Genomic DNA, 20,495 nt, shown 5'->3' on the forward strand with positions numbered 1-20,495 from the left:
CAGAATAAAAAATAATTCAAAAAACCGCTAACAAAACTTAGCGGTTTTCTTTTACAAATTTTATAGCTTTACCTCATGATAGCCGCTATTGACATTCATTATAAAGAAACTTATGCGAAAGCCGTTTGTGTCGTATTTAATTGGGCAGACGAGACTCCGCAACATGTATATACAGCTATTATTACAGAAGTAGCACCTTATGTTTCTGGAGAGTTTTACAAAAGAGAATTGCCTTGTATTCTAAAAGTACTAGAACAAGTACAGTTAGATTCACTAGAAGCTATTATTGTGGACGGTCATGTATTTGTACATAATGATAAAAAATATGGTTTAGGCGGTTATGTTTGGGAAGCATTAGACAAAAAAGTTCCCATTATTGGTATTGCAAAAAAATCATTTATTCATACAGAAAAAGTAGCAACTCCAATCAAACGTGGTACAAGTGAAAGTCCATTGTATGTATCCTGCATTGGAATTGACAAAGAAACTGTACTCGAAAAAATTAAATTGTTTCATGGAGAATATCGCATGCCAACAATTTTAAAGCTAGTCGACTCTCACTCACGAACAGAAATGGAATAACAAAAAACGCATTCAAAACTGTAAATCAATTAGTTATAAAACTATTTATATTTCTTCTTAACTCCTTTTTACTTAACTTTTTGGCTAACAATTAGAGTTCAAGTCATAAAATCGAGTATTTATACGCTATGCCATTCATACTTTTTTCATGAAATTTGAATAATAATTAAAAGACCATAATACCAACCAAATTAACACCTAACTAAAATGAAGACTTTATTAAAAACTACTGCATTGCTATGCGTAGCTATCTTATTTCTAAATTCTTGTGAAGAAAAAAAGAAAGAAGATGCAAAAAAAGGCACTGAAACAACAAAAACTAAAGCCAAAGCGCAAGTTAATTATGACTTAGCAGAAGCTGATACAGTTGGAGATACTTGTGCTTGTGAATCCGATTGGTTTCCACACACACAAACACCAGCTCCTGCAGAAGGAAGCAATAGTCCGTTTGCTGCTAGTGAAACAACAAACTGTATTTTTCACCAATGGTCATGGCAAAAATTCTTATGGTTAACAGTACCAGACAGTAACAAAACCCCACTATTTTTAAGAGATGCAAGTATTAAGCAGGTAGATCCATTTATGAATCCTGTAACGATTCCTAGTGGAGCAACCGTAGCACTTTCTATAACGGAAGAACAGCAAGCAGGTTCATTAGGAATTTTAAGATCAAATCCTAACTTTAATAAAGGAAACTCAGAAACGGTTTATTATGCTATTTATATGAATGACACAATGAATGAGGCAGCTATAAATTATGCTTCACAACTAGCAGATGGTACCTTAGAGCATAATAATGCTCAAGCTTTTCCTGTAGGATCGTTCGAGCTAAAAACATCATGGATTCCAACAACTGCAATTCCACAAGCAGATTTAACTAATTACTATACAACGAATGCTAATATTGACGGAGCTACTACAGAAGTGGCACTTTTAGGAATGCACGTTGTAGGAGTTGTTGAAAATCACCCTGAATTTATTTGGGCAACTTTTGAACATAACAATTTAGCTCCAGCTTTCGATTGGACCAAAGGGACTGCAAGTGCTGATACTGATAAATTATTATTTAAAAAGGGAAGCGTTTCAACTATTGATGGAATTCAATGGCCGTATCAAGGTGCTGCTCCTACTTTAGAAAGTCAGGCATATACCCTTTTTGAATATGGTGTACCAAGAATTTCTGGGAGTAATCCTAAAACTAACTTCATGAAAACAAGTCAGACTGAACCAAAAAACTATCATAATATTAAGGCAATTGATGATTGCGTTGCAGGAAAATTAGATGACGTTTGGAATAATTATGCATACACAGGTTCTATTTGGCTTAATACAGATGGATTAACTCCTACAGAACAAACTGCGTTGATAAATACTCTAGGTACTGGTATTGGAGCTGCTACTCCAGGTTCATCAGCTAGAGGTTCGTTAAACTCTGCTAATATTTCAATGGAAACATATACACAAACATTTATGCCTAGCTTATCTAGTATTAATGCTAGTAACTTAGCAAACTGTTTTTCATGCCACAGTGCACAAAGTTTTACAAAAAAAGGACAGCCTCAGTTTAAATCTCCTTTGTATATAAGTCACGTATTTAACGGATATCTAGAACATCAAAAAGGTGCTACAAAAGATGAAATAAATCAAATGAAAGCACAAGATTTTCAAGACACATTTTTTAATAAGAAAAAGGAATAATACTTAAATTTTAGAAAGAAAAATATCAGTATTTAGTTTTATCGAGAATGCTCCAAACAAAAAGAGAATCCTTAGGGCAAAGGATTCTCTTTTTATATTTTATACAATTTATCAGATTGTCAATACCGTAATACTAAATATTATGATATAAATATAGTCGGATAAATATCAAAATAATTACAAAGTCGATCAATAAGTTTATTTCTGTAGATGAATAGTATTTTTTATTCGATTACCAACCTGATTTTCAGTAAAACGAATAATTTAAAAAATGTCGTAAATAAAAAAAGAATCCTTAGGGCAAAGGATTCTTTTTTTATTTTAAAACAATTTATCAGATTGTTAACACTTCAATACTTAATAATACTGACGCTAATATAGTTTAGTATTCATTTTGTCTTATATAAAGTCGATGAATACCTAATTATATGTAGATAAATGGTCGTAATATGTCGTTAAACTAACAATGAAGATAAAGAAAGTTAAAAATAGTCCAAAAAAAAAGAACTTTTAGGGGGCACAAAAAAGTTCTTTATATTTTACAATTTACCAGATTGTAATTATCGTAATACTAAATATTTAAGTCAAATATACAGGGAACGCATACATACACTTCCAAAAGTCGATCAGACATACTTATAGTGTAGACGAATGACATTATTATGACGATCAATGCTTTTTTCTCGCACTTCCAATCAGATAATCAGCAAGTTAAATATTTTCAAGCCATCTACGACATCATAATATGCATCCTAAGATTTATTTAATAATAAGTTATGTAGTCAAGAACGTTCTCCAAAATTATAAACTAAAATAAACGGATTTCATAAATGCTTATAAAAATACTTGTCGCTTGTTTTAAAAGTCAAAAAAGAATATTCTGTAGCTTTAGATTGAATTGTTACCAAAAGCGAAAGGAGCATTCCCCAACGCTCCTTTCTATTTGTAGAATAATAAACCTCAATAAAATACTCATTGAAACTTGATTCTAATGTAGTAAAACTTGTCATACAAGCTCTAAATTATTGTGTGAGCGTTAAAAAATAAATGTGAGCGTTAAGTTTTGAGTAGAAAAAACAAAAAAGGAGTGTCCCCCAACACTCCTTTTGCATAAGAAATATATTCTTCTAAGCGGACTTATAATTTTAAGTCTATAATTTTTTATTGAAGAATAAATAACCTAAAAAACCTACGGTAAACTTAGACAAAGTACTTGTATCATAAAAGAAATTGTACCCGCAATTTATAAATTACGTGCATATAAAGAAATAACTAACCGCCTGACTTACAACAAATAAAAACTCGTATTTCACGGAATTGTAGTCTTAAAAATGAATTTTATAGAAACCTCTTTTTTTCTCAAATTATTAGTGAAATTGTATCAAAAATTTGAAATTTACATATTATAAGATGACTTTTGTGATGGCAGTTTTGAATCCTTTTAGTGAAAAATATAGTCTGTTTTTGTTAAAACTATACATTATAAAAGTTCACTTTCTTCCAGTCCATCTTTGATTGCATTTCGAACAATCCGATACGTTTTTCGTTGTCCCAATACTCGAAAAGCAAAGCTATAAAAACCACTTTTAGTGAGCGATTTTACGATGGCACGAATTCTCTTTTTAATAGGTTTTTTATATGCCTTATCAAAAGCTTCCATATTGAATTTTGGATATGATGGATATGCTAAATTTGCATCTTCACCATAGTTTTTTGTATCATATTCTTTATTGATGATATGCAATGCACGCATGTCTGGAATAATTGGAAAGTAAGTAGGCACTTTATTTAAATCGTCTTTATCACTATATGAAAAACGATTTTTAGCGGCTGCCGTAACTTGTGAGCCAAATCGTTTGACAATATTTTTATTTTCTACCGCGAAATAATAACGTAAAAACGATTGACAATTTTTTCTTCCTAAATGAAAATCATGTTCACGGAACGATTCATCCAAAAAACCTCCAAAACCACTTAAAGGCGCAGAAGCCAAATCTTTTTTAGCACGAATCCATCCGTTTGTTGTTTCGCGCTTACGTTTTGGTTCTACCAAAAATTTGGTTCGATTGCTTAATGATAATGCTTCCAAAATTCCATCTTGATTAAACATTACTTGATTTCGCAAAGCTTTAAACATTCCTTTGGCTATAGAAATGATATCGCGTTTGCTATCATACGGATCTAAATCATGATCTTGATTTGGAAAAGGGTCTACCATTATAATGGCATAATTATCGTCTTCGCGAATTGTTTTATTTTTTTCAATGAGCACTTTCATACAAATTCCAAAAGGTTCATTGTTTATCAATCCACCATCAACCGAATTAAATTTGTATTCATCATCCGTCTTCAAATCGACACGAATACCTTCACTCCTATCAAATAAATATTTAGGATATCGCGCTACATATTCATGCGCAATTGTTATTTCTCTTGATTTCAATCCAATAGGAAAAGCAGAAGTACTTAACGTAGCATTTTTCAAATAATTTACGTGCGCTGAATCTTTTAAATCTAACACAAAATATAAAGAATCATCATCTTTTGGAATACCTGCATTATGCTCTTCATTTGCGATTTTATAACGAAAAAATCCTCCATGATTGGTAATAACGCTTTCGCTGTCTTTAAAATCAATATTAAAATTCAATCCACGCAAATTGGTGGTTGTTAAAACCAAATCTAAACTTTTAGAAACATATTTAGGAAACGCAACATGATCGTTTGTTTTTAGTGCGTTATCTGCAATTGTATCTATTGGTGCTGTATTTAGCAACGATTCAGGATATTCACCTGCTTTCAAATCATCTACATTCAACAACTTCATTAAAGAGGTTTCTGTATCTGTATCTGCCATTTTTACCCAAGACTTATAAAACACATTATTTTCACCTTTTGGATTGTCTTTGTTTACAAACCGATGATCTTTATCAAGCAAACTCAATACTGTTAAAGTTCCTGTAATTCCTCCAGCCGAAGCGCCACTTAACACTTCCAATTCTACATCATGCATCGGAATAGAATCATCATATTCAGGGTGATTTTTACCTAAAGTTTTATTGCGCTCTTTGGTTTTTTCCCATAAGTGCAATGATTCTAACAAGTAATCAATAACGCCAGCAGTGTAGGCTCCCGCAGAAACAGCGCCAGCCATTGTAATACATATTTTAAACTTTTTTGTAGGCATATTTCAAAGTAATTTCTGGATAAATATAGCGTTTTAGCACTCTTTTTATTGTAATACAAATAGCAATCTGTATATAATTTTTAACAAATAAATACAACACGTACAAAACATTTACAATCATAATGTTTGTTATATTTGTACATCGTAAAATCATAAGAATGAAGATTGAACAAATATATACAGGCTGTTTAGCACAAGGTGCATATTACATAGAGTCTAATGGTGAAGCTGCAATAATTGATCCATTACGAGAAACAAAAACATATATTGAGAAAGCAAAGGCTAATGATGTGAAAATCAAGTATGTTTTTGAAACACATTTTCATGCAGACTTTGTGTCAGGTCATTTAGATTTGGCAAAAGCAACTGGTGCAACTATAGTTTTTGGTCCAAATGCAACAACCGATTATGATATGCATAGTGCAAAAGACAATGAAGTATTTTCTATTGGAAATATCAAAATAAAAGTATTGCACACACCTGGTCATACGCTGGAATCTTCTACGTATTTATTGATTGATGAAAACGGAAAAGAACATGCTATTTTTTCTGGCGATACGCTATTTTTAGGTGATGTTGGACGACCAGATTTAGCAATTAAGTCCGATTTAACAAAAGAAGATTTAGCAGGTATGTTGTATGATTCGCTTCGTACAAAAATTATGCCTTTGGCAGATGATATCATTGTATATCCAGCACATGGTGCAGGTTCTGCTTGTGGAAAGAATTTAAGTAAAGAAACTGTTGGACTTTTAGGCGAGCAAAAGCAAACCAATTATGCGTTGCGCGCAAATATGACAAAAGAAGAGTTTATCAAAGAAGTTTTAGATGGTATTGCGCCACCACCTCAATATTTTGCTAAAAACGCACTTTTAAATAAAGTTGGATATGCGGCTTTTGAAACTGTTTTGGAAAAAGGAAATATTGCCTTAACTCCAGAAAGGTTTGAAACACTCGTTAATGAAGAAAATGCATTGATGTTAGATGTACGTAACCGAAAAGACTTTTTGGGAGAACATATTCCAAATAGTATTTTTATTGGACTTGACGGTAGTTTTGCTCCTTGGGTTGGTGCATTGATCAAAGATTTACAACAACCCATTGTACTAATAGTTCCTGAAGGAAAATCTGCAGAAGCTATTACACGACTTTCAAGAGTTGGTTACGACAATACATTAGGGTTTTTAGAAGGTGGAATGAAAGCATGGAAAGCTGCCGGAAAAGAAACGGCTCGCATTAATTCTATCTCAGCAGAAGAGTTTTCAAATCGTATAAAGAAAAACAAGCTGAATGTACTTGATGTTCGTAAAGATGGCGAATACAAGGCAAAACATATTGAAGATGCACAACACTTTGCGCTAGATTATATTGATAAAAACATGAACGAGATTGACGCAAATAAAGCATATCATATTCATTGTGCTGGCGGATATCGTTCTGTTATTGCTGCTTCTATATTGAAAGCACGTGGTTTTCATAAAGTAACTGATGTTGCTGGCGGATTTGCAGCTATTAAAACAACAGATATTCCGTTAACAGAGTTTGTATGTCCTTCTACACTTTAACCTAAAGAATTACTACGTTTTGTAATTTTAAAACACATATACTTTAGTAATAGTATAAAGTAATATGTAGTTTTTAAAGCAAAAACAGACAGACTTGTCTGTTTTTAATTTTTTGTATATATTTGCCCTGTGAAACATTCAGAAGTAAAAAATAGAATCATTGAAACTGCTTCATTCTTATTTTATAAGAACGGATATAACTCTACTGGAATAAACGAAATTATTTCAGAAGCCGGAATAGCCAAAGCAACACTTTACAATCATTTTAAGTCTAAAGAAGATATTTGTCTTGCATACCTTCGATTCAAGAATACAACCTTTATTAAGGATATTGAAGCATTTACGACTTCTAAACCAAAAGGAGAAACGCAGATACTTGCAGTTTTTGACTTTCTTGAATTATTTTTTCAGGATAAAGATTTTAATGGTTGTTGGTGTATTAAAACAGTTTCTGAAATTCCAATTGATAATCAAAGAATTAGAGATGAGATACAAACTCAAAAGAATAATTTCATTCAATTGATAGCAACACTCGTTACAAATAATTTAGACATTCTTGAAGAAGCAAGAATCAAATCAATTTCTAGACAAATATATTTACTTTATGAAAGTGCCGTTGGCGAAAGTCATTTGCATCAACTAAATTGGCCTATTAAAGAAGCTAAAAATTTATGTTCACAAATCATATTGTAAAAAAAATTTACATAATTAAAGACAGACTTGTCTGTTCATTTATAAATTAAACAAAAACAAATAAAATGAAAGAAGTAGGAAAAAAAGTAGCCTTAGTAATTGGAGGATCAAGTGGAATTGGAAGAGCAACTGCACAAAATTTATTAAACGAAGGTGTTGAGGTACACGCAGTTGGAACAAACGCTACAAAATTAGAGGCATTTAAAAATGATGCTTCTGGAAATTTACACACACATCAAGTAGATATTACGAACGCTGCACAAGTTGACGCATTGAATGAAAAAATTAACGGATTAGACAATTTGGATTATCTAGTAAATGCTTCTGGTATTTTTGGTCCTAAACCTTTTTTAGACCATACGGTTTCTGATTATGATTCGTATCAAGATTTAAATAGAGGTTTTTTCTTTATAACACAAGCAGCAGCTAAAAAAATGAGTACAACACAAGGTGGAGCTATTGTAAACGTAGGTTCTATGTGGGCAAAACAAGCTGTAAAAGCGACGCCTTCTTCAGCGTATTCAATGCAAAAAGCAGGTTTACATTCATTAACGCAACATTTAGCAATGGAGTTGGCAGATCATAAGATTCGTGTGAATGCCGTTTCGCCTGCAGTTGTTGAAACGCCTGTATATGAAAGTGTTTTTGGAGGAAAACAAGAAGCGCACAACGCATTACAAAACTTCCATGGTTTTCACCCAATTGGACGTAATGGAAAAGCACAAGATGTAGCTGATACTATTTCGTATTTATTGTCTGATAAAGCTTCTTGGGTTACAGGCGCTATTTGGGATACTGATGGCGGTGTAATGTCTGGAAGAAATTAAAAATTAGATATCAACTATTTATAAGGCAAGGTTTCTTGACTTTGCCTTTTTAATCCTTTAAAAGAAGAATTTATGTACGATATGAAAAATTTAAAGCAGTTAGGCACTTTAGGAAAAAATGCGCCTGCTGCTATGAAGGCTTTTCAAACTTTAGATCAAGCAGCTCTTGGTGATGGAGTAATTCCTAAAAAATATAAAGAATTAATGGCAATTGCCGTAGCTTTGACCACACAATGTCCATATTGCTTAGAGATTCATAAAAAACATGCAATAGAAGCTGGTGCAACACAGGAAGAACTTGCAGAAGTCACCTTTATTTCTGCAGCTTTACGAGCTGGCGCAGCCGTAGTACACGGAACACATTTAATGGAACACTAATGACACAAAAGAAAGCTACTTATATTATTATTGGCGCAGGTTTATCTGGTTTAACAACCGCTTATAAATTGCACCAAAAAGGAGAAACAGATGTATTAATTTTAGAAGCAAGAGATCGTATTGGTGGTCGTATTTTAACGCAAGATCAGGTTGATTTTGGAGCGACTTGGTTTCAACAGCATCATGAAAATTTGTATGCTCTTTTGGAAGAAGTGGCTACCGATAAGTTTCATCAGTTTAGTGATGGGAAGAGTGTTTTGGTTTATAACTCAATGGCACCTGCGCATTATTTTGAAAATGATCCTAGTTATCCATCAGCATTTCGAATTGCTGGTGGATCTTCTGCTCTTATGGAAAAAATGGCATCTTTTTTTCCTGAAAAAATTCACACCAATACTATCGTTTCTAGTATTGAAGAAGTAGAAAATCAACTAGAAATCTCTACAAATAATGGCACTTATCACGCAGATAAAGTAATTGTAACTATTCCGCCAAGGATAGCTACACACATCAAATTTTTACCCGAATTACCTGAAGGTTTAGTCCATGATATGAATATGACGCATACGTGGATGAGCAATGCAATAAAAGTTGGTCTAACCTTTAAAACTCCTTTTTGGAAAGCAAAAGGGTTGTCTGGAACTGTTATTGGTCAGATTGGTTGCGTGACCGAATTGTACGATCATTGTTGTATTGAAGAGAAGTCTTTTGCGTTAATGGGATTTGTAAACGAAGCTTTGCGCGATGTATCTGCCGAGGAACGAAAAGCCAAAATTTTAGCCTATTTGCAAAAATATTTAGGTGATGAGGTTTTAGATTTTATCACGTATGAAGAGAAAGATTGGTCTCAAGATTGTTTTACGGCTTCAAGCGATATTAAGTCTATTTATATGAGTCCGCGTTATGGGAATCCGAAGTTTCAGGAATATTATGCCAACGGAAAATTACTGTTTTCTGGAGCAGAAACCTCGCCTATTCACGGTGGTTATATGGATGGAGCTGTGTTTAGTGGTTTGAAAGCTGCGGAGAAAATTACGTCTACACTATAATTTTAAAAACGTACTGTATTTTATATTGGTTTTGAAATTCATGTCTGTTGTGAGTTTATCTTAGTAAAATACTACAAAATGTACGATACCATGAAGCTTTTTAAAAACTATATTTAGCGCTATCAACCTAATAATACGTGTATTATGAAAAAACAAAATTTAAAAAGTTTAAAGCTAAGTAAGAAGTCAATTTCTAAACTTACTTCTTTAAAAGGAGGTTCTGTACCTGCTGAAACATGTGAATCTCCTTGTCAAGGAGGAACAGATTGTTGTAATGGTAGTCAAGGAGTTTGTTATGATCCAGAATCTGTGAGCTGGGTGTATCGAATTTGTATATGTCCAATAACTGAATCGTAATTGAATTCGAAAATCACATCACTTCCTACACGAGGACTTCCTTTATCAAACTTTTCTTTTATAGGTTCAGTATCATCTTGTCCTTCTTTTAGTTGTTGTGCTTTTGTTTTTGATATCGCAAAAAAGATAAACTGATTACAATCTCAAAAGGTGTATTTTCTATGTTGCTATTTCCAGTAATTATTTGCAGCAGAAACCGTTTGAAAGTTAACGGCAATTACATGAGAAGCCATGGTAAGACCTGTTGCATTATTTGCATATTCTGGTCGTAATTTTTTCAGTACTTCCATGTCAGGTTGTGTTGATTTTACGCCCATTCTTGAGAGCTTTATTGCGAGTTCGTATCCTTCTTGTGGCGTTTCAGTTTGTAGACTATGAAGCCATATTTCTTTTTGTTCCATATTGATGTTTTTTTTATTTAAAACAAATGTAATAGCGAAGCTATATGCCACTTAAGGACAATTGAACCAAAACATGGACAATTAAATCAGTCTGTTATTTTTCAGTTGTTTGCGGAATTCTTTTGGAGAGATATTGGTATGCTTTTTAAAAACTCTACTGAAATATAAAGGATCGTTATAGCCAACTTCATAAGCAATGTCTTTGATAGATACATTCGTTAAGAATAACTTATTTTTTGCGCTAGCAATACGTTTTAGATTGAGTAGCGTTACAAAACTATTTTGGAAATATTTTTTACAGAGTCGGTTGAAAGTAGAGATTGACACTTCAATTTTTTTTGCATAAAATTCTGCCGAAGATTCTTTGATATAGTATTCATCTATCAGTTTCTCAATTTGATAATGAATGTTTTCTTTCTTGATGGATTCGATTTCTTGTTTTCCTTTTTTATAGCGAACTGCTTTTATTAGAAACATTTTTAGTTGACTTGATACCATGTCTAGTTGTCCAATTTCTTTTTTTGATAATTCTGATTGAATGTTTTCGTAGAAAGTAGATAAATCGTCGAATTCATTTCGAGAACAACGTAATACAGTATCATTCATAAAATTATTAAACAATAATCCTTGACAACCTATGTCTTTTGCATGAATGTCTATACAGAAAAAATCAGGATGAAATTGAATGAACACGCCTTCAAAATCAGCTTGCAGTTTTATTTTTTGATATGGATAGTAAAATAAAATATGATCGTTAGAAATTGTGATTTCTTGTGCATCAATTTTCAGTATTCCGTTTGCTTTCTTTAAAAAGAATACGCCATAGAAATTTGGGTTTTCAAACAGTGTTGAAAATGTGTCAGAAGCTACAGAAAGTACTGTGAGTATTTTTTCGTTTTTCTTATTGTAAAGCGTATGTGTCATTTGTAACTAGCTGTTATACAAATGTATTTTATTTATGGATATATACCTTTTTTTTCAATCGTTTTCATCTATATACAAATAGAAACTTAACTATATANNTTTTTTATTATATTATTTTGTGTATTCTATATAAAACTGCTTCTTAGTATAGGTAATTTAAAGCAGTAATATCATTTTGATTGAACTCTCCATCTTCGCTTGAACTAAAGCAAGCTAACATAAGAGAAGTTGAATCATATCCTGTTGGTGTTCCTGGAATATGTACTGCACCAACTCCAGCTGTTCCTTCATTTGAATTTTGTCCACAACTTTGTCTGCTGAACCAGTCCGTGTGACGGAATCCGATTGAGTGTCCAATTTCATGTCCAATTACATGTTCGTGAACATTATTACTGTAAGGAGCTAATCCTGAATTAATTTTAACCCACTTGTATGGATTTCCTCCTGAAGGGAAACCAGCAGATCCACCTGCTCCACCTTGTACTTGATATACTACCATGTCTTTATTTTGATAGTTGGTACCAAATGTTAATTGGAAGCTGATGTCTAAATTTAATGCATTATAGTTATTTACTGCCCACTGAAGTCCAGTTTGCATTTTAGTTGTTAATCCATTAGAATTATTTCCTGTATATCCTATAATTGTAATTACACCGTTAGACACTAAGTTATTTGTACGGTATTGCTTACTTGTAATATCTCCACCCATTTCCATGTTCATTAATTGATCACGTGTCATAAAGATATCACCTTCAATCATGTATCCTTCTTCGATTTTACCATTTGGTTTTTCGAATGAAGCTTCCTGCATATCAAATGTGTTGAAGTGAAGTGATTGTGCTTTTGCAACTAGTTCTTGTGGAACTCCGATAGCTGTGTTTTGCTCCTCGTCTACTACACTGTCATTATCTTTACTACAAGATGTAAAAGTAAGTCCTGCAGTCAATGCCATTAGCAATGCTAAGTTTTTAATTTTTTTCATTTTAAAAGTTTTTTCGGTTAATGTTATAAATAGTTTGGAGCGATTTTTAACACAGCACAAAATTATAAATTAGATTGAATAATTCCTAATAAAATGTTAAAAAAACTAATAATTCATAAAAAATTAACAGATTTCATATGCTTTGTTAAATATTTATCAAAAAAAATAGGTGCTTAAAAAAAAGCACCTATTTATATATAACCTGTTAAAAATCTTTTAGTTACTAGATTATTTCAGCAGAAAGTCCTGCTTCCAATAATTTACTGCATCTAGGTTTTAAGTCATTATATTCTCCTGTTTTCACCGTACATTTTCCTTTATAATGAACAATTATTGAACATTGTTCTGCTTGCTCGGCAGTATGATCGCATGCATAAATAAGCGTATTTATAACATGATCAAATGTGTTTACATCATCATTATATAATACAATTTCATTATTTTTTTGTATATCTTCTAGCGTGAGTAATTCTTCTTGAATTTTTTCTTGTGTACTCATATTCAATATTTTACTGCGAATTTACAAATTTTAGTGAAACCCAATTGTTTTTTTCGAGTTTGTCCGCATATTTTAACTTGTTTTTCACACATTCATCCGTAATCATAGGAATATCTTCCGTATAAAAACCACTTAAAAACAATATTCCGTTTTCATTTAAACAGTTAGCATATTGATGAATATCGTTCAATAGAATGTTTCTGTTAATGTTAGCAATGACAATATCATAGGCTTTATTTTCCAATAGGGAAACATCTCCTTCATATACAGAAATATGCTTACAATTGTTACGTTCTACATTCTCGAGTGAGTTTAAATAACACCAGTTATCAATATCAATTGCATCTAAAGGTTTGGCGCCTTTCATTTCAGCCAAAATAGCTAAAACACCTGTTCCGCAACCCATATCTAACACTTTTTTATCAGTTACATCTGTGTTTAAAATATGCTGTAACATCATATGTGTGGTCTCGTGGTGCCCAGTTCCAAAACTCATTTTTGGTTCAATAACAATGTCATATTCAACCGATGGTTTTTCATGAAAAGGTGCACGAACTACACATTTTCCGTCTACTTCAATTGGTGTAAAGTTCTTTTCCCATTCTTCATTCCAATTGACTTGTGCTATTTCTTCATGCACATAGCTGATGCTGAATTCTGAATTTTTTAGTATTTGAATATCTTCTAAAATTGCATCGTGCCAATCGTCTTTTTGAATGTACGCGTTGACACCTTCTTCATTTTCAACAAAGCTTTCAAATCCAGCAAAACCGAGTTCTGCAATTAGAATTTCCGTTCCAGGTTGTACTGGTGAAACCTTGAATGTATATCCAATATAAGTTGTTGACATATTTAAAATGCGTTTATAATAGCAACAAAATCAGCCGCTTTTAAGGCTGCGCCACCAATTAATCCTCCATCTACATCTTCTTTAGCAAAAATTTCAGTTGCGTTTGCTGGTTTTACACTTCCTCCATATAAGATAGAAAGTTCATTTCCTGTTTCGTTTCCAAATTTTTCAGAAATCGTTTTACGGATAAAAGCGTGCATTTCTTGTGCTTGTTCTGGCGAAGCAGTTTCTCCAGTTCCTATTGCCCAAACTGGTTCGTATGCTAAGATTATGTTTTTCCAATCAGTAGCATTTAAGTGAAATAATGCATTTTTTAACTGACTTTCTACAACTGCAAAGTGATTTTCAGATTTACGATCTTCTAATTCTTCTCCAAAACAGAATACAATTTGCATATCATTTGCCAAAGCAGCATCTACTTTTTTAGCTAATAATTCATCTGTTTCTCCAAAATATGCTCTTCGCTCACTATGTCCAAGAATTACGGTATTTACGCCAACACTTTTTAACATATTTGCTGATACTTCACCTGTGTAAGCTCCTTTTGCTTCTTGATGCATGTTTTGTGCAATTACTTCTATATTATGTCCTTTTAGTACGTTAAACGCTTGAAAAAGGTTTACTGAAGTAGGTGCTACCATAACATTTACATCTGTATTTGGCACTTGTGCAATTAAGTCATTTAATAATGCTTCCGTTTCCGAAAGATCATTGTTCATTTTCCAGTTTCCTGCAACTATTTTACGTCTCATTTTATTGTTTTTTATTGAACCTATTTAAAGTTTTTATTTTAATGCTTTGTCGTCTGTTTCTATGGCTTCAAAAAGTTTAATACTTCCATCTGGGTTGATAATCATGTATCTAGGAATCCAATTGAGTCCAATAGCTTTTCCAAATGTACCGTACATTCCTGACTTTAAGAAATAATGTTCTCCGACAAGCGCGTGTTTTTTAATTCCTTTTTTCCACGCTGCTATATTTCGGTCTAAAGATAGAAATAGGTATGTTAATTGTGGATTATTTTTTTGAATTTCTTTGATTCCTGGAATTCCTGTTAAACAATCGCGACACCATGAAGCCCATATATCTACAAAAATAGTTTTCCCTTTATGGCTTGCTAAAATGTTTTCAAATGTAGTGTTTTCTCCGTTTATGGAAAGCATTGTTTCTTGTAATGCTTCTGGAGGGAATTCTTTTAATATTTCTTTGTGACAGCTTGCCACTAAACAAGCAATTAACAATAATTGTATGAAGTGTTTCATGCTATTTTTGAATGGTAATTTTTGTCTTTTTTGAGATGTATGGATAGATTTCATTGACATCTTTGTTTTTCATCGAAATACATCCTAGTGTCCAGTTTCGTTTTTCATCAATCATAGCATCCATTCCATCTGGCACACCGTGAATTCCAACTTCACCTCCAATAGTTTCTCCATTTTTTATAATTCCATTTGCTTTACGCTGATTGAATTTTTTCCAAGAATCTGCATTCGGATAATCTATCCAAACAAATTTTGACCAGCTGCGATGCGGATATTTGTCTCGCACGCCAAATACGCCTTCTGGTGTTCGCTTGTCACCTTCCTTTTCTTTGTCGTCCACAGGGTTTCCTCCAAAAACAACATTGTATTCTTTTACCAAGGTATCCGCCGCAAAAACAGAAAGTTTATAATCGCTTTTATCGATAAGAATTCGAATTGGTGTTCCGTCTGGCAATAACTTTTTTATAGGTGTTTCTTCAGCTTTATTGCTTTGAGTCGACACCTCTTTTTTACAAGATTGCACAGATAGCATGATACTTATGCAAACGAAAAATAATTTAAAAGTTTTCATCTGTTTATTTTTATTTTATGAACGCTGTCAGATGTTGTTTGCTATGAATCATTTTTCTTGGTCCAAAAATTTTTAACATGCTCATATCATATTAATTCTACAACGAATTTATTCTATTATAAATTGTCTTATTTCAGAATTAGAAATATTTCCACTCGGATCTTTTGATTGAATTTTCCAGTAATAAACTCCTGCTGTCAGTGTTTCTGTATGTGTTTCAGCAGTTAGCATGTTTGCAACTTCTTGCACAGGCGGATTTGCGGTGTCTACATATACTGCATATTCTAAAAGTTCTGTTTCGCCCTCATCAGGGTCATTTCCTACCCAAGTGAATACTACATCTAAAGTTGCAACCGTTGCGCCATTGTCTGGACTTGTCAATGTAGCTGGAAAAGGCAAATAGTTTGAAATTGCATTGAAAGGTGTTTGAAATTGCCAAGTTGCTCCCGTTACAGAATCGCCTTCACTATCGGTAGCTTCCACATTCCAAGAATACGAAGTTCCTTTTTCTAAGGTAACCATTGTAGAAGTTCCTGTGAGGTTTTCTGTAGCAACCACTAAGTTTGTCGTTAAGTTTCTAAGTGTAAACGTATAATCTAGATTGTTATCTTCTACATCTTGAAAGTCATTCCATTGAAAGTCAACTCTAATTTCTGTATCTGAAATTTCTTCACCTGTGCATACTCCATTGTTATTTGGAAGTATATAACTGCTAGCTGTTGGCACATTATTTTCTGGTTCTGGAGCTGGATCTGAGTCTCCTGAACTACAACTTATGATTGTTATTGTTACAAAAAGTCCTAAAAATTTTTTCATCTGTTTTTTTGTTATGAATTTTGTTAGATGGAATTCGCTAACAATCATTTCGGTTGATGTCAAAAGATTGTTTTGCTCATTTCATCATTTTATCTTTTTATTAGTTTTTGTGTGAATGTATTTTCGCTAGTCGATAACTGTACAAAATACACACCTGTTTTTAAGTTTTTTATGTCTATTTTTTGGTTGTTCACAGGAGTTTTGATAGTTTGATTTGCAATCAACCTTCCTGATATATCATATATACCAACATTGGCATTTGTTATATCTCCTGCATTTAGTAAACTTAGATAGATATAGTCGTTACTTGGATTTGGTAACATGACAAAGTTTGCGTTCGAAATTGTTTTTATCGTTTCTGTGAACTTTCCTTGACATGCTTTTTCGGTGGTTACCTCAACCGTGTTTATTGGTTTACTTAACTGTTTTGTGAACGTCACTGTTGTGTTTTCATCTGGAGCAATAACAGTAAACTCTTCTCCATTAATGAAGATACTGTAGTTGGTTGCGCCTATCAAGTCTATAGTATATTCGTTACTTCGTGATAGTGCTGAGTTTGCATGCAATTCTGCTGGATCACCTATTTCTACCGTGAAGCATTGCTCGTAGTTTTCATCTGTAATACTGAAACATAATTCGTAAGTTCCTGCATCTAGATTTTCTATGAGTAAATCTTCTGTAAAGGTGTTTACTGGAATATTTATTGGCGTTCCATTGCGTTTTAAATCGGCTACATAATTATGATTTGCAATTGCTTTGATGTCTATTTTTGCATTGTCTAAACTTGCGCAGGTTTCACTTTCGGTTTGTATCAAATAGTTGTCTACAGGTAATGTAAACGGGCAACCATCTGTATTTGTTCCGTTGTAGTATGGACAATCGTCATCTACATCTAAAATACCGTCATTGTCATCATCATCGTCACACAAATCACCTAAACCATCTTGATCAAAGTCTTCTTGGTTTGGATTGTAAACTTCGGCACAGTTATCATCTGCGTTTAAAACGCCATCGCCATCCGTGTCATCGTCACATACATCGCCCATTCCATCATTGTCAGCATCTGCTTGATCGGTGTTTGCTATGTCAGGACAGTTGTCCATATAGTTATAAATGGTATCGCCATCTGTATCTTCTACAATTCGTGTTTCTGTTTTATTGGTAATTATTGGCGCATTGAAATCAAAGTAAATTGCAGCTCTGTTGTCAATTATGTCTCCGACTTGCACTGTACTTTTTGGTTTTACTCTGAACGCGATGTATCCGTGACTGTTTGGTTCATCATTTGTACTATCTGGCAAGTTGATATCGTTAAATAAAAACTCCAATTCTGGATCGTCTCCTGTAACTAAAGCTATCGAATAATCGTGACTTGCATCGACAGGTTCAAAAGTATCCCAATCGATTAAATTACTCATGAGATCTACAATACGAATGTTTACTGCTGGTGACGTTCCTTCGTTTTGAAAACGAATTACATAGTGCAAATATTCGTCTGCATCTTCAATGAGTACATGTTCGCCTTCTAATACTCTTTTGTCATTTGGATCGTATGAGGAAAGTACGATTTGATTGAGACTGTTTTGATTGTTATTAGGAAGTATGTCATTCGTTAAAGGAGCTATTGCTATGAAAATTAGCTCATCGTTAATATTCGTTGTTGGTGGTGGCAATACATCAAAATTGACCGTAATGCTTCTGGTTTCGCCTGGAATTAGGTTTGTATAATCCCACGTGAGTATATTTGTTGCTTGTGTTGTTGGTGTAATGCTAGCTGAGGTAAAGTCTATTTTTTCATCGTTGAAGTTAAAATCGATTGTTCCACTAACAAGTGTTGTTCCATTGTTTTCTAGTACAATACTATAGACTGCTTCAAATCCTGCTACTGCTGGAATTTCGGGTATAATAATTACTGATATTTCTTCGAAAACTTCTGTGTATGCTGCGCAAAAATCAACTATTTCGGTATTGTCTGTTCCCGTTATCGTTATGTTTTGAGATTGTGGAACAATATCAAGTTGACTATCAGACTCAATGTATACATCAAAAGAACCTTCTGGTACAAATAGCGTGTATTCTCCATTTTCATTGGTAAATGTTGAATAATAGTTGACTCCATCGTATGCTATTATTTGAATGCTTTCGAAAGGAAAATCGTCTGCCGTACAGCCGTTGTCATCAAAATCTAATAGCACTGTTCCTGTAATTGTATTTAACGTACATGTTTGAGCAGAAAATTGACAAGGTACACTAACATTCACCAATGCATAGTTTGAATTATTTGTTACGAAATTACAAATAGCAGCACAATCGTTCATAATTGGATTACTTTGAATTCTTAATTCACCTCCTACAGATTGTAAAGTTTCCAGCCCATCTAAGGAAGGAATTATTGCATTGTAAATAATTTTAAGGTCACCCGAAACTGTATGTAAAGAGGTAAACATGTCTTCCATAGAGGTTATACCTAATTCAATATCTCTTACGGTACAATTTCCACCAATGGTGTGCAATACTTGAAATGAAGTCGTAGTAGGCGCAAATTCATCAAGTTCAAAATTTCCTCCTATTGTTTCTAAAGAATTCATTTCAAAAGAATATGATGCAGTTGTGCGCGGTAAATAATTAATTTTGATAGATCCATCGATTTGAGTTAATGAATTTATGGATATATTTCCTATTTGTGTACCACCATAAAAATCTATGATTTCATTAGGATCCGTTGGTAAACTTGTGGGATATGAATAACCACTTATTAGTGATATGTCTCCTCCAATAGATGTTAGACTATTCAAGTTTATTTCTTCAATATTAATTTCTTGAAAATTTGTACTTGTAACCAGTAAACTTCCTCCAAGAGTTTCCAAGTTTGGAAAATTTAAGGATACGTTCGTATCTATATTACCAAAAGGATATACATTTCCGTAACCTCCAATTTCTATGTTACCTCCAACTGATAGAAGGTTAGGCAAATTAGTAAATTCATCTACTCCTTTTAAGTATAGATTGCCGCCAATAGTTTCTAATCCATTAAGTCCAGAACGAAGATTTGCCTTATCAATAAATATTTCTCCTTCTATTGTCGTTAAATTATTAAGAAAATCTAATCCGACGTTTGAAAACCCACAGTATCCAGAAATAATCCTTAAATCTCCTCCAATAGATGTAAATGAAGTAAAAAGATTGGTAGCATTCGTTGCTGTCTCAGATACTCTAGAGCAAGTAAACTTCATATCTCCTTCTACTCTTTCAAGTGCTGTAAACCCAGTAATACTGTCGAAACTGATATCTACAAAGCTAAGTTCGCCTCCTATTATTTCTATACTATCAAAACCATCTATGACGATTCCTCCTTTACTTTGATGTATTTTAACGTCTCCGCCAATACTTACCAAGCTATTGAAACCGCTAATTAATTCAAGTGAGTTACCATAATCTGGAGTCACATTTTCATCATAATATAAATGAACAAGAGAAAAATCTCCCCCAATAGTTTCTAAACTGTTAAATCCGGAGATTATTTGTATTCTGTCAGTCGGTCCAAATACGACATTGCCAGCTACGTTTATTAAATTTGCAAACCCTGTGATTTCAACTGAAGAACCAAAATAATATCCACCGAGCAGCAAATTTCCTTGTATAGAGGTAATAAAGTCCAATCCACTTACATCCATATTTTCTCTATATGTTATTCCAAGACTAAAAGGAAGATCTGGACAGGTAGTCCCATAAGCAGCCACAAAAGCATCAATTTCTTCTTGGGTGCTTAGTGACATACTTTCTGTAGGACATTGTGCTTTTAATATATTGGCACTAAAAATTGTGATTAATGCTAATAATACTATTTTTTTCAT

At 33.1% G+C, this 20,495-nt stretch carries 19 protein-coding genes; 8 read left to right on the forward strand and 11 right to left on the reverse strand.

Annotated elements, in window-relative coordinates:
• Window positions 1–75: 75 nt before the first annotated feature.
• Together ACRBBL_RS14065 and ACRBBL_RS14070 are read left to right on the forward strand one after the other, a co-directional pair.
• On the forward strand, window positions 76–582 hold the full coding sequence (locus tag ACRBBL_RS14065; protein WP_431369703.1) for an endonuclease V: 507 nt from the start codon (window positions 76–78) through the stop codon (window positions 580–582).
• A gap of 207 nt (window positions 583–789) precedes the next feature.
• On the forward strand, window positions 790–2,280 hold the full coding sequence (locus ACRBBL_RS14070) for a hypothetical protein (protein ID WP_431369704.1): 1,491 nt from the start codon (window positions 790–792) through the stop codon (window positions 2,278–2,280).
• 1,480 nt (window positions 2,281–3,760) lie between these two features.
• Here ACRBBL_RS14070 and ACRBBL_RS14075 read toward each other — a convergent pair.
• A complete protein-coding gene (locus ACRBBL_RS14075; protein ID WP_431369705.1) occupies window positions 3,761–5,467 on the reverse strand; it encodes a hypothetical protein in 1,707 nt (568 codons plus the stop codon).
• 158 nt (window positions 5,468–5,625) lie between these two features.
• Between ACRBBL_RS14075 and ACRBBL_RS14080 the strand changes: the two genes are divergently transcribed.
• The 6 genes from ACRBBL_RS14080 to ACRBBL_RS14105 all read left to right on the forward strand — a co-directional run bounded on the left by ACRBBL_RS14080 (window position 5,626) and on the right by ACRBBL_RS14105 (window position 10,336).
• Window positions 5,626–7,032: an MBL fold metallo-hydrolase gene (locus ACRBBL_RS14080; RefSeq protein WP_431369706.1), complete on the forward strand. Its 1,407-nt coding sequence runs from the start codon at window positions 5,626–5,628 to the stop codon at window positions 7,030–7,032.
• 129 nt (window positions 7,033–7,161) lie between these two features.
• Window positions 7,162–7,725, forward strand: coding sequence for a TetR/AcrR family transcriptional regulator (locus ACRBBL_RS14085; protein ID WP_431369707.1), 564 nt, complete (start codon window positions 7,162–7,164; stop codon window positions 7,723–7,725).
• A gap of 65 nt (window positions 7,726–7,790) precedes the next feature.
• Entirely contained in the window at window positions 7,791–8,552 is a 762-nt protein-coding gene (locus ACRBBL_RS14090) for an SDR family NAD(P)-dependent oxidoreductase (RefSeq protein ID WP_431369708.1), read from the forward strand.
• Between the two features lie 72 nt (window positions 8,553–8,624).
• A complete protein-coding gene (locus tag ACRBBL_RS14095) occupies window positions 8,625–8,930 on the forward strand; it encodes a carboxymuconolactone decarboxylase family protein (protein WP_431369709.1) in 306 nt (101 codons plus the stop codon).
• Window positions 8,930–9,979 carry a flavin monoamine oxidase family protein gene (locus tag ACRBBL_RS14100; RefSeq protein ID WP_431369710.1) on the forward strand — a complete coding sequence of 350 codons (1,050 nt, stop codon included), beginning with the start codon at window positions 8,930–8,932 and terminating at the stop codon, window positions 9,977–9,979. The genes ACRBBL_RS14095 and ACRBBL_RS14100 overlap by 1 nt, the downstream gene beginning before the upstream one ends.
• A 144-nt stretch (window positions 9,980–10,123) precedes the next feature.
• Window positions 10,124–10,336, forward strand: coding sequence for a hypothetical protein (locus tag ACRBBL_RS14105; RefSeq protein WP_431369711.1), 213 nt, complete (start codon window positions 10,124–10,126; stop codon window positions 10,334–10,336).
• 167 nt (window positions 10,337–10,503) lie between these two features.
• Here the strand turns inward: ACRBBL_RS14105 and ACRBBL_RS14110 are convergent, their stop codons facing one another.
• The 10 genes from ACRBBL_RS14110 to ACRBBL_RS14155 form a co-directional block, all read right to left on the reverse strand.
• Window positions 10,504–10,737: a hexameric tyrosine-coordinated heme protein gene (locus ACRBBL_RS14110; RefSeq protein WP_431369712.1), complete on the reverse strand. Its 234-nt coding sequence runs from the start codon at window positions 10,735–10,737 to the stop codon at window positions 10,504–10,506.
• Window positions 10,738–10,818: 81 nt separating this feature from the next.
• Entirely contained in the window at window positions 10,819–11,661 is an 843-nt protein-coding gene (locus ACRBBL_RS14115; protein ID WP_431369713.1) for a helix-turn-helix domain-containing protein, read from the reverse strand.
• Between the two features lie 142 nt (window positions 11,662–11,803).
• Window positions 11,804–12,643: a zinc-dependent metalloprotease gene (locus ACRBBL_RS14120; protein ID WP_431369714.1), complete on the reverse strand. Its 840-nt coding sequence runs from the start codon at window positions 12,641–12,643 to the stop codon at window positions 11,804–11,806.
• Between the two features lie 223 nt (window positions 12,644–12,866).
• Window positions 12,867–13,142, reverse strand: a complete 276-nt coding sequence (locus tag ACRBBL_RS14125) for an ATP-dependent Clp protease adaptor ClpS (protein ID WP_431369715.1) — start codon at window positions 13,140–13,142, stop codon at window positions 12,867–12,869.
• Window positions 13,143–13,152: 10 nt separating this feature from the next.
• Entirely contained in the window at window positions 13,153–13,992 is an 840-nt protein-coding gene (gene prmA / locus ACRBBL_RS14130; RefSeq protein ID WP_431369716.1) for a 50S ribosomal protein L11 methyltransferase, read from the reverse strand.
• Window positions 13,993–13,994: 2 nt separating this feature from the next.
• A complete protein-coding gene (tpiA, locus tag ACRBBL_RS14135; RefSeq protein WP_431369717.1) occupies window positions 13,995–14,744 on the reverse strand; it encodes a triose-phosphate isomerase in 750 nt (249 codons plus the stop codon).
• 33 nt (window positions 14,745–14,777) lie between these two features.
• Window positions 14,778–15,254 carry a TlpA family protein disulfide reductase gene (locus ACRBBL_RS14140; RefSeq protein ID WP_431369718.1) on the reverse strand — a complete coding sequence of 159 codons (477 nt, stop codon included), beginning with the start codon at window positions 15,252–15,254 and terminating at the stop codon, window positions 14,778–14,780.
• 1 nt (window position 15,255) lies between these two features.
• Window positions 15,256–15,825 carry a L,D-transpeptidase family protein gene (locus ACRBBL_RS14145; protein WP_431369719.1) on the reverse strand — a complete coding sequence of 190 codons (570 nt, stop codon included), beginning with the start codon at window positions 15,823–15,825 and terminating at the stop codon, window positions 15,256–15,258.
• 108 nt (window positions 15,826–15,933) lie between these two features.
• Complete coding sequence (locus tag ACRBBL_RS14150) at window positions 15,934–16,641, reverse strand: hypothetical protein (RefSeq protein ID WP_431369720.1); 708 nt, start codon at window positions 16,639–16,641, stop codon at window positions 15,934–15,936.
• 89 nt (window positions 16,642–16,730) lie between these two features.
• Window positions 16,731–20,495, reverse strand: a complete 3,765-nt coding sequence (locus tag ACRBBL_RS14155) for a DUF7619 domain-containing protein (RefSeq protein ID WP_431369721.1) — start codon at window positions 20,493–20,495, stop codon at window positions 16,731–16,733.

It is taken from the genome of Kordia sp., assembly GCF_050633145.1.
Lineage (GTDB): Bacteria > Bacteroidota > Bacteroidia > Flavobacteriales > Flavobacteriaceae > Kordia.

What these genes read in the sequence shown, in the direction of transcription:
- ACRBBL_RS14065 (WP_431369703.1), top strand. Translation starts at nt 76, where the DNA reads ATGATAGCCGCTATTGACATTCATTATAAAGAAACTTATGCGAAAGCC.
- ACRBBL_RS14070 (WP_431369704.1), top strand. Translation starts at nt 790, where the DNA reads ATGAAGACTTTATTAAAAACTACTGCATTGCTATGCGTAGCTATCTTA.
- ACRBBL_RS14075 (WP_431369705.1), bottom strand. Translation starts at nt 5,467, where the DNA reads ATGCCTACAAAAAAGTTTAAAATATGTATTACAATGGCTGGCGCTGTT.
- ACRBBL_RS14080 (WP_431369706.1), top strand. Translation starts at nt 5,626, where the DNA reads ATGAAGATTGAACAAATATATACAGGCTGTTTAGCACAAGGTGCATAT.
- ACRBBL_RS14090 (WP_431369708.1), top strand. Translation starts at nt 7,791, where the DNA reads ATGAAAGAAGTAGGAAAAAAAGTAGCCTTAGTAATTGGAGGATCAAGT.
- ACRBBL_RS14095 (WP_431369709.1), top strand. Translation starts at nt 8,625, where the DNA reads ATGTACGATATGAAAAATTTAAAGCAGTTAGGCACTTTAGGAAAAAAT.
- ACRBBL_RS14100 (WP_431369710.1), top strand. Translation starts at nt 8,930, where the DNA reads ATGACACAAAAGAAAGCTACTTATATTATTATTGGCGCAGGTTTATCT.
- ACRBBL_RS14105 (WP_431369711.1), top strand. Translation starts at nt 10,124, where the DNA reads ATGAAAAAACAAAATTTAAAAAGTTTAAAGCTAAGTAAGAAGTCAATT.
- ACRBBL_RS14110 (WP_431369712.1), bottom strand. Translation starts at nt 10,737, where the DNA reads ATGGAACAAAAAGAAATATGGCTTCATAGTCTACAAACTGAAACGCCA.
- ACRBBL_RS14115 (WP_431369713.1), bottom strand. Translation starts at nt 11,661, where the DNA reads ATGACACATACGCTTTACAATAAGAAAAACGAAAAAATACTCACAGTA.
- ACRBBL_RS14120 (WP_431369714.1), bottom strand. Translation starts at nt 12,643, where the DNA reads ATGAAAAAAATTAAAAACTTAGCATTGCTAATGGCATTGACTGCAGGA.
- ACRBBL_RS14125 (WP_431369715.1), bottom strand. Translation starts at nt 13,142, where the DNA reads ATGAGTACACAAGAAAAAATTCAAGAAGAATTACTCACGCTAGAAGAT.
- prmA (WP_431369716.1), bottom strand. Translation starts at nt 13,992, where the DNA reads ATGTCAACAACTTATATTGGATATACATTCAAGGTTTCACCAGTACAA.
- tpiA (WP_431369717.1), bottom strand. Translation starts at nt 14,744, where the DNA reads ATGAGACGTAAAATAGTTGCAGGAAACTGGAAAATGAACAATGATCTT.
- ACRBBL_RS14140 (WP_431369718.1), bottom strand. Translation starts at nt 15,254, where the DNA reads ATGAAACACTTCATACAATTATTGTTAATTGCTTGTTTAGTGGCAAGC.
- ACRBBL_RS14145 (WP_431369719.1), bottom strand. Translation starts at nt 15,825, where the DNA reads ATGAAAACTTTTAAATTATTTTTCGTTTGCATAAGTATCATGCTATCT.
- ACRBBL_RS14150 (WP_431369720.1), bottom strand. Translation starts at nt 16,641, where the DNA reads ATGAAAAAATTTTTAGGACTTTTTGTAACAATAACAATCATAAGTTGT.
- ACRBBL_RS14155 (WP_431369721.1), bottom strand. Translation starts at nt 20,495, where the DNA reads ATGAAAAAAATAGTATTATTAGCATTAATCACAATTTTTAGTGCCAAT.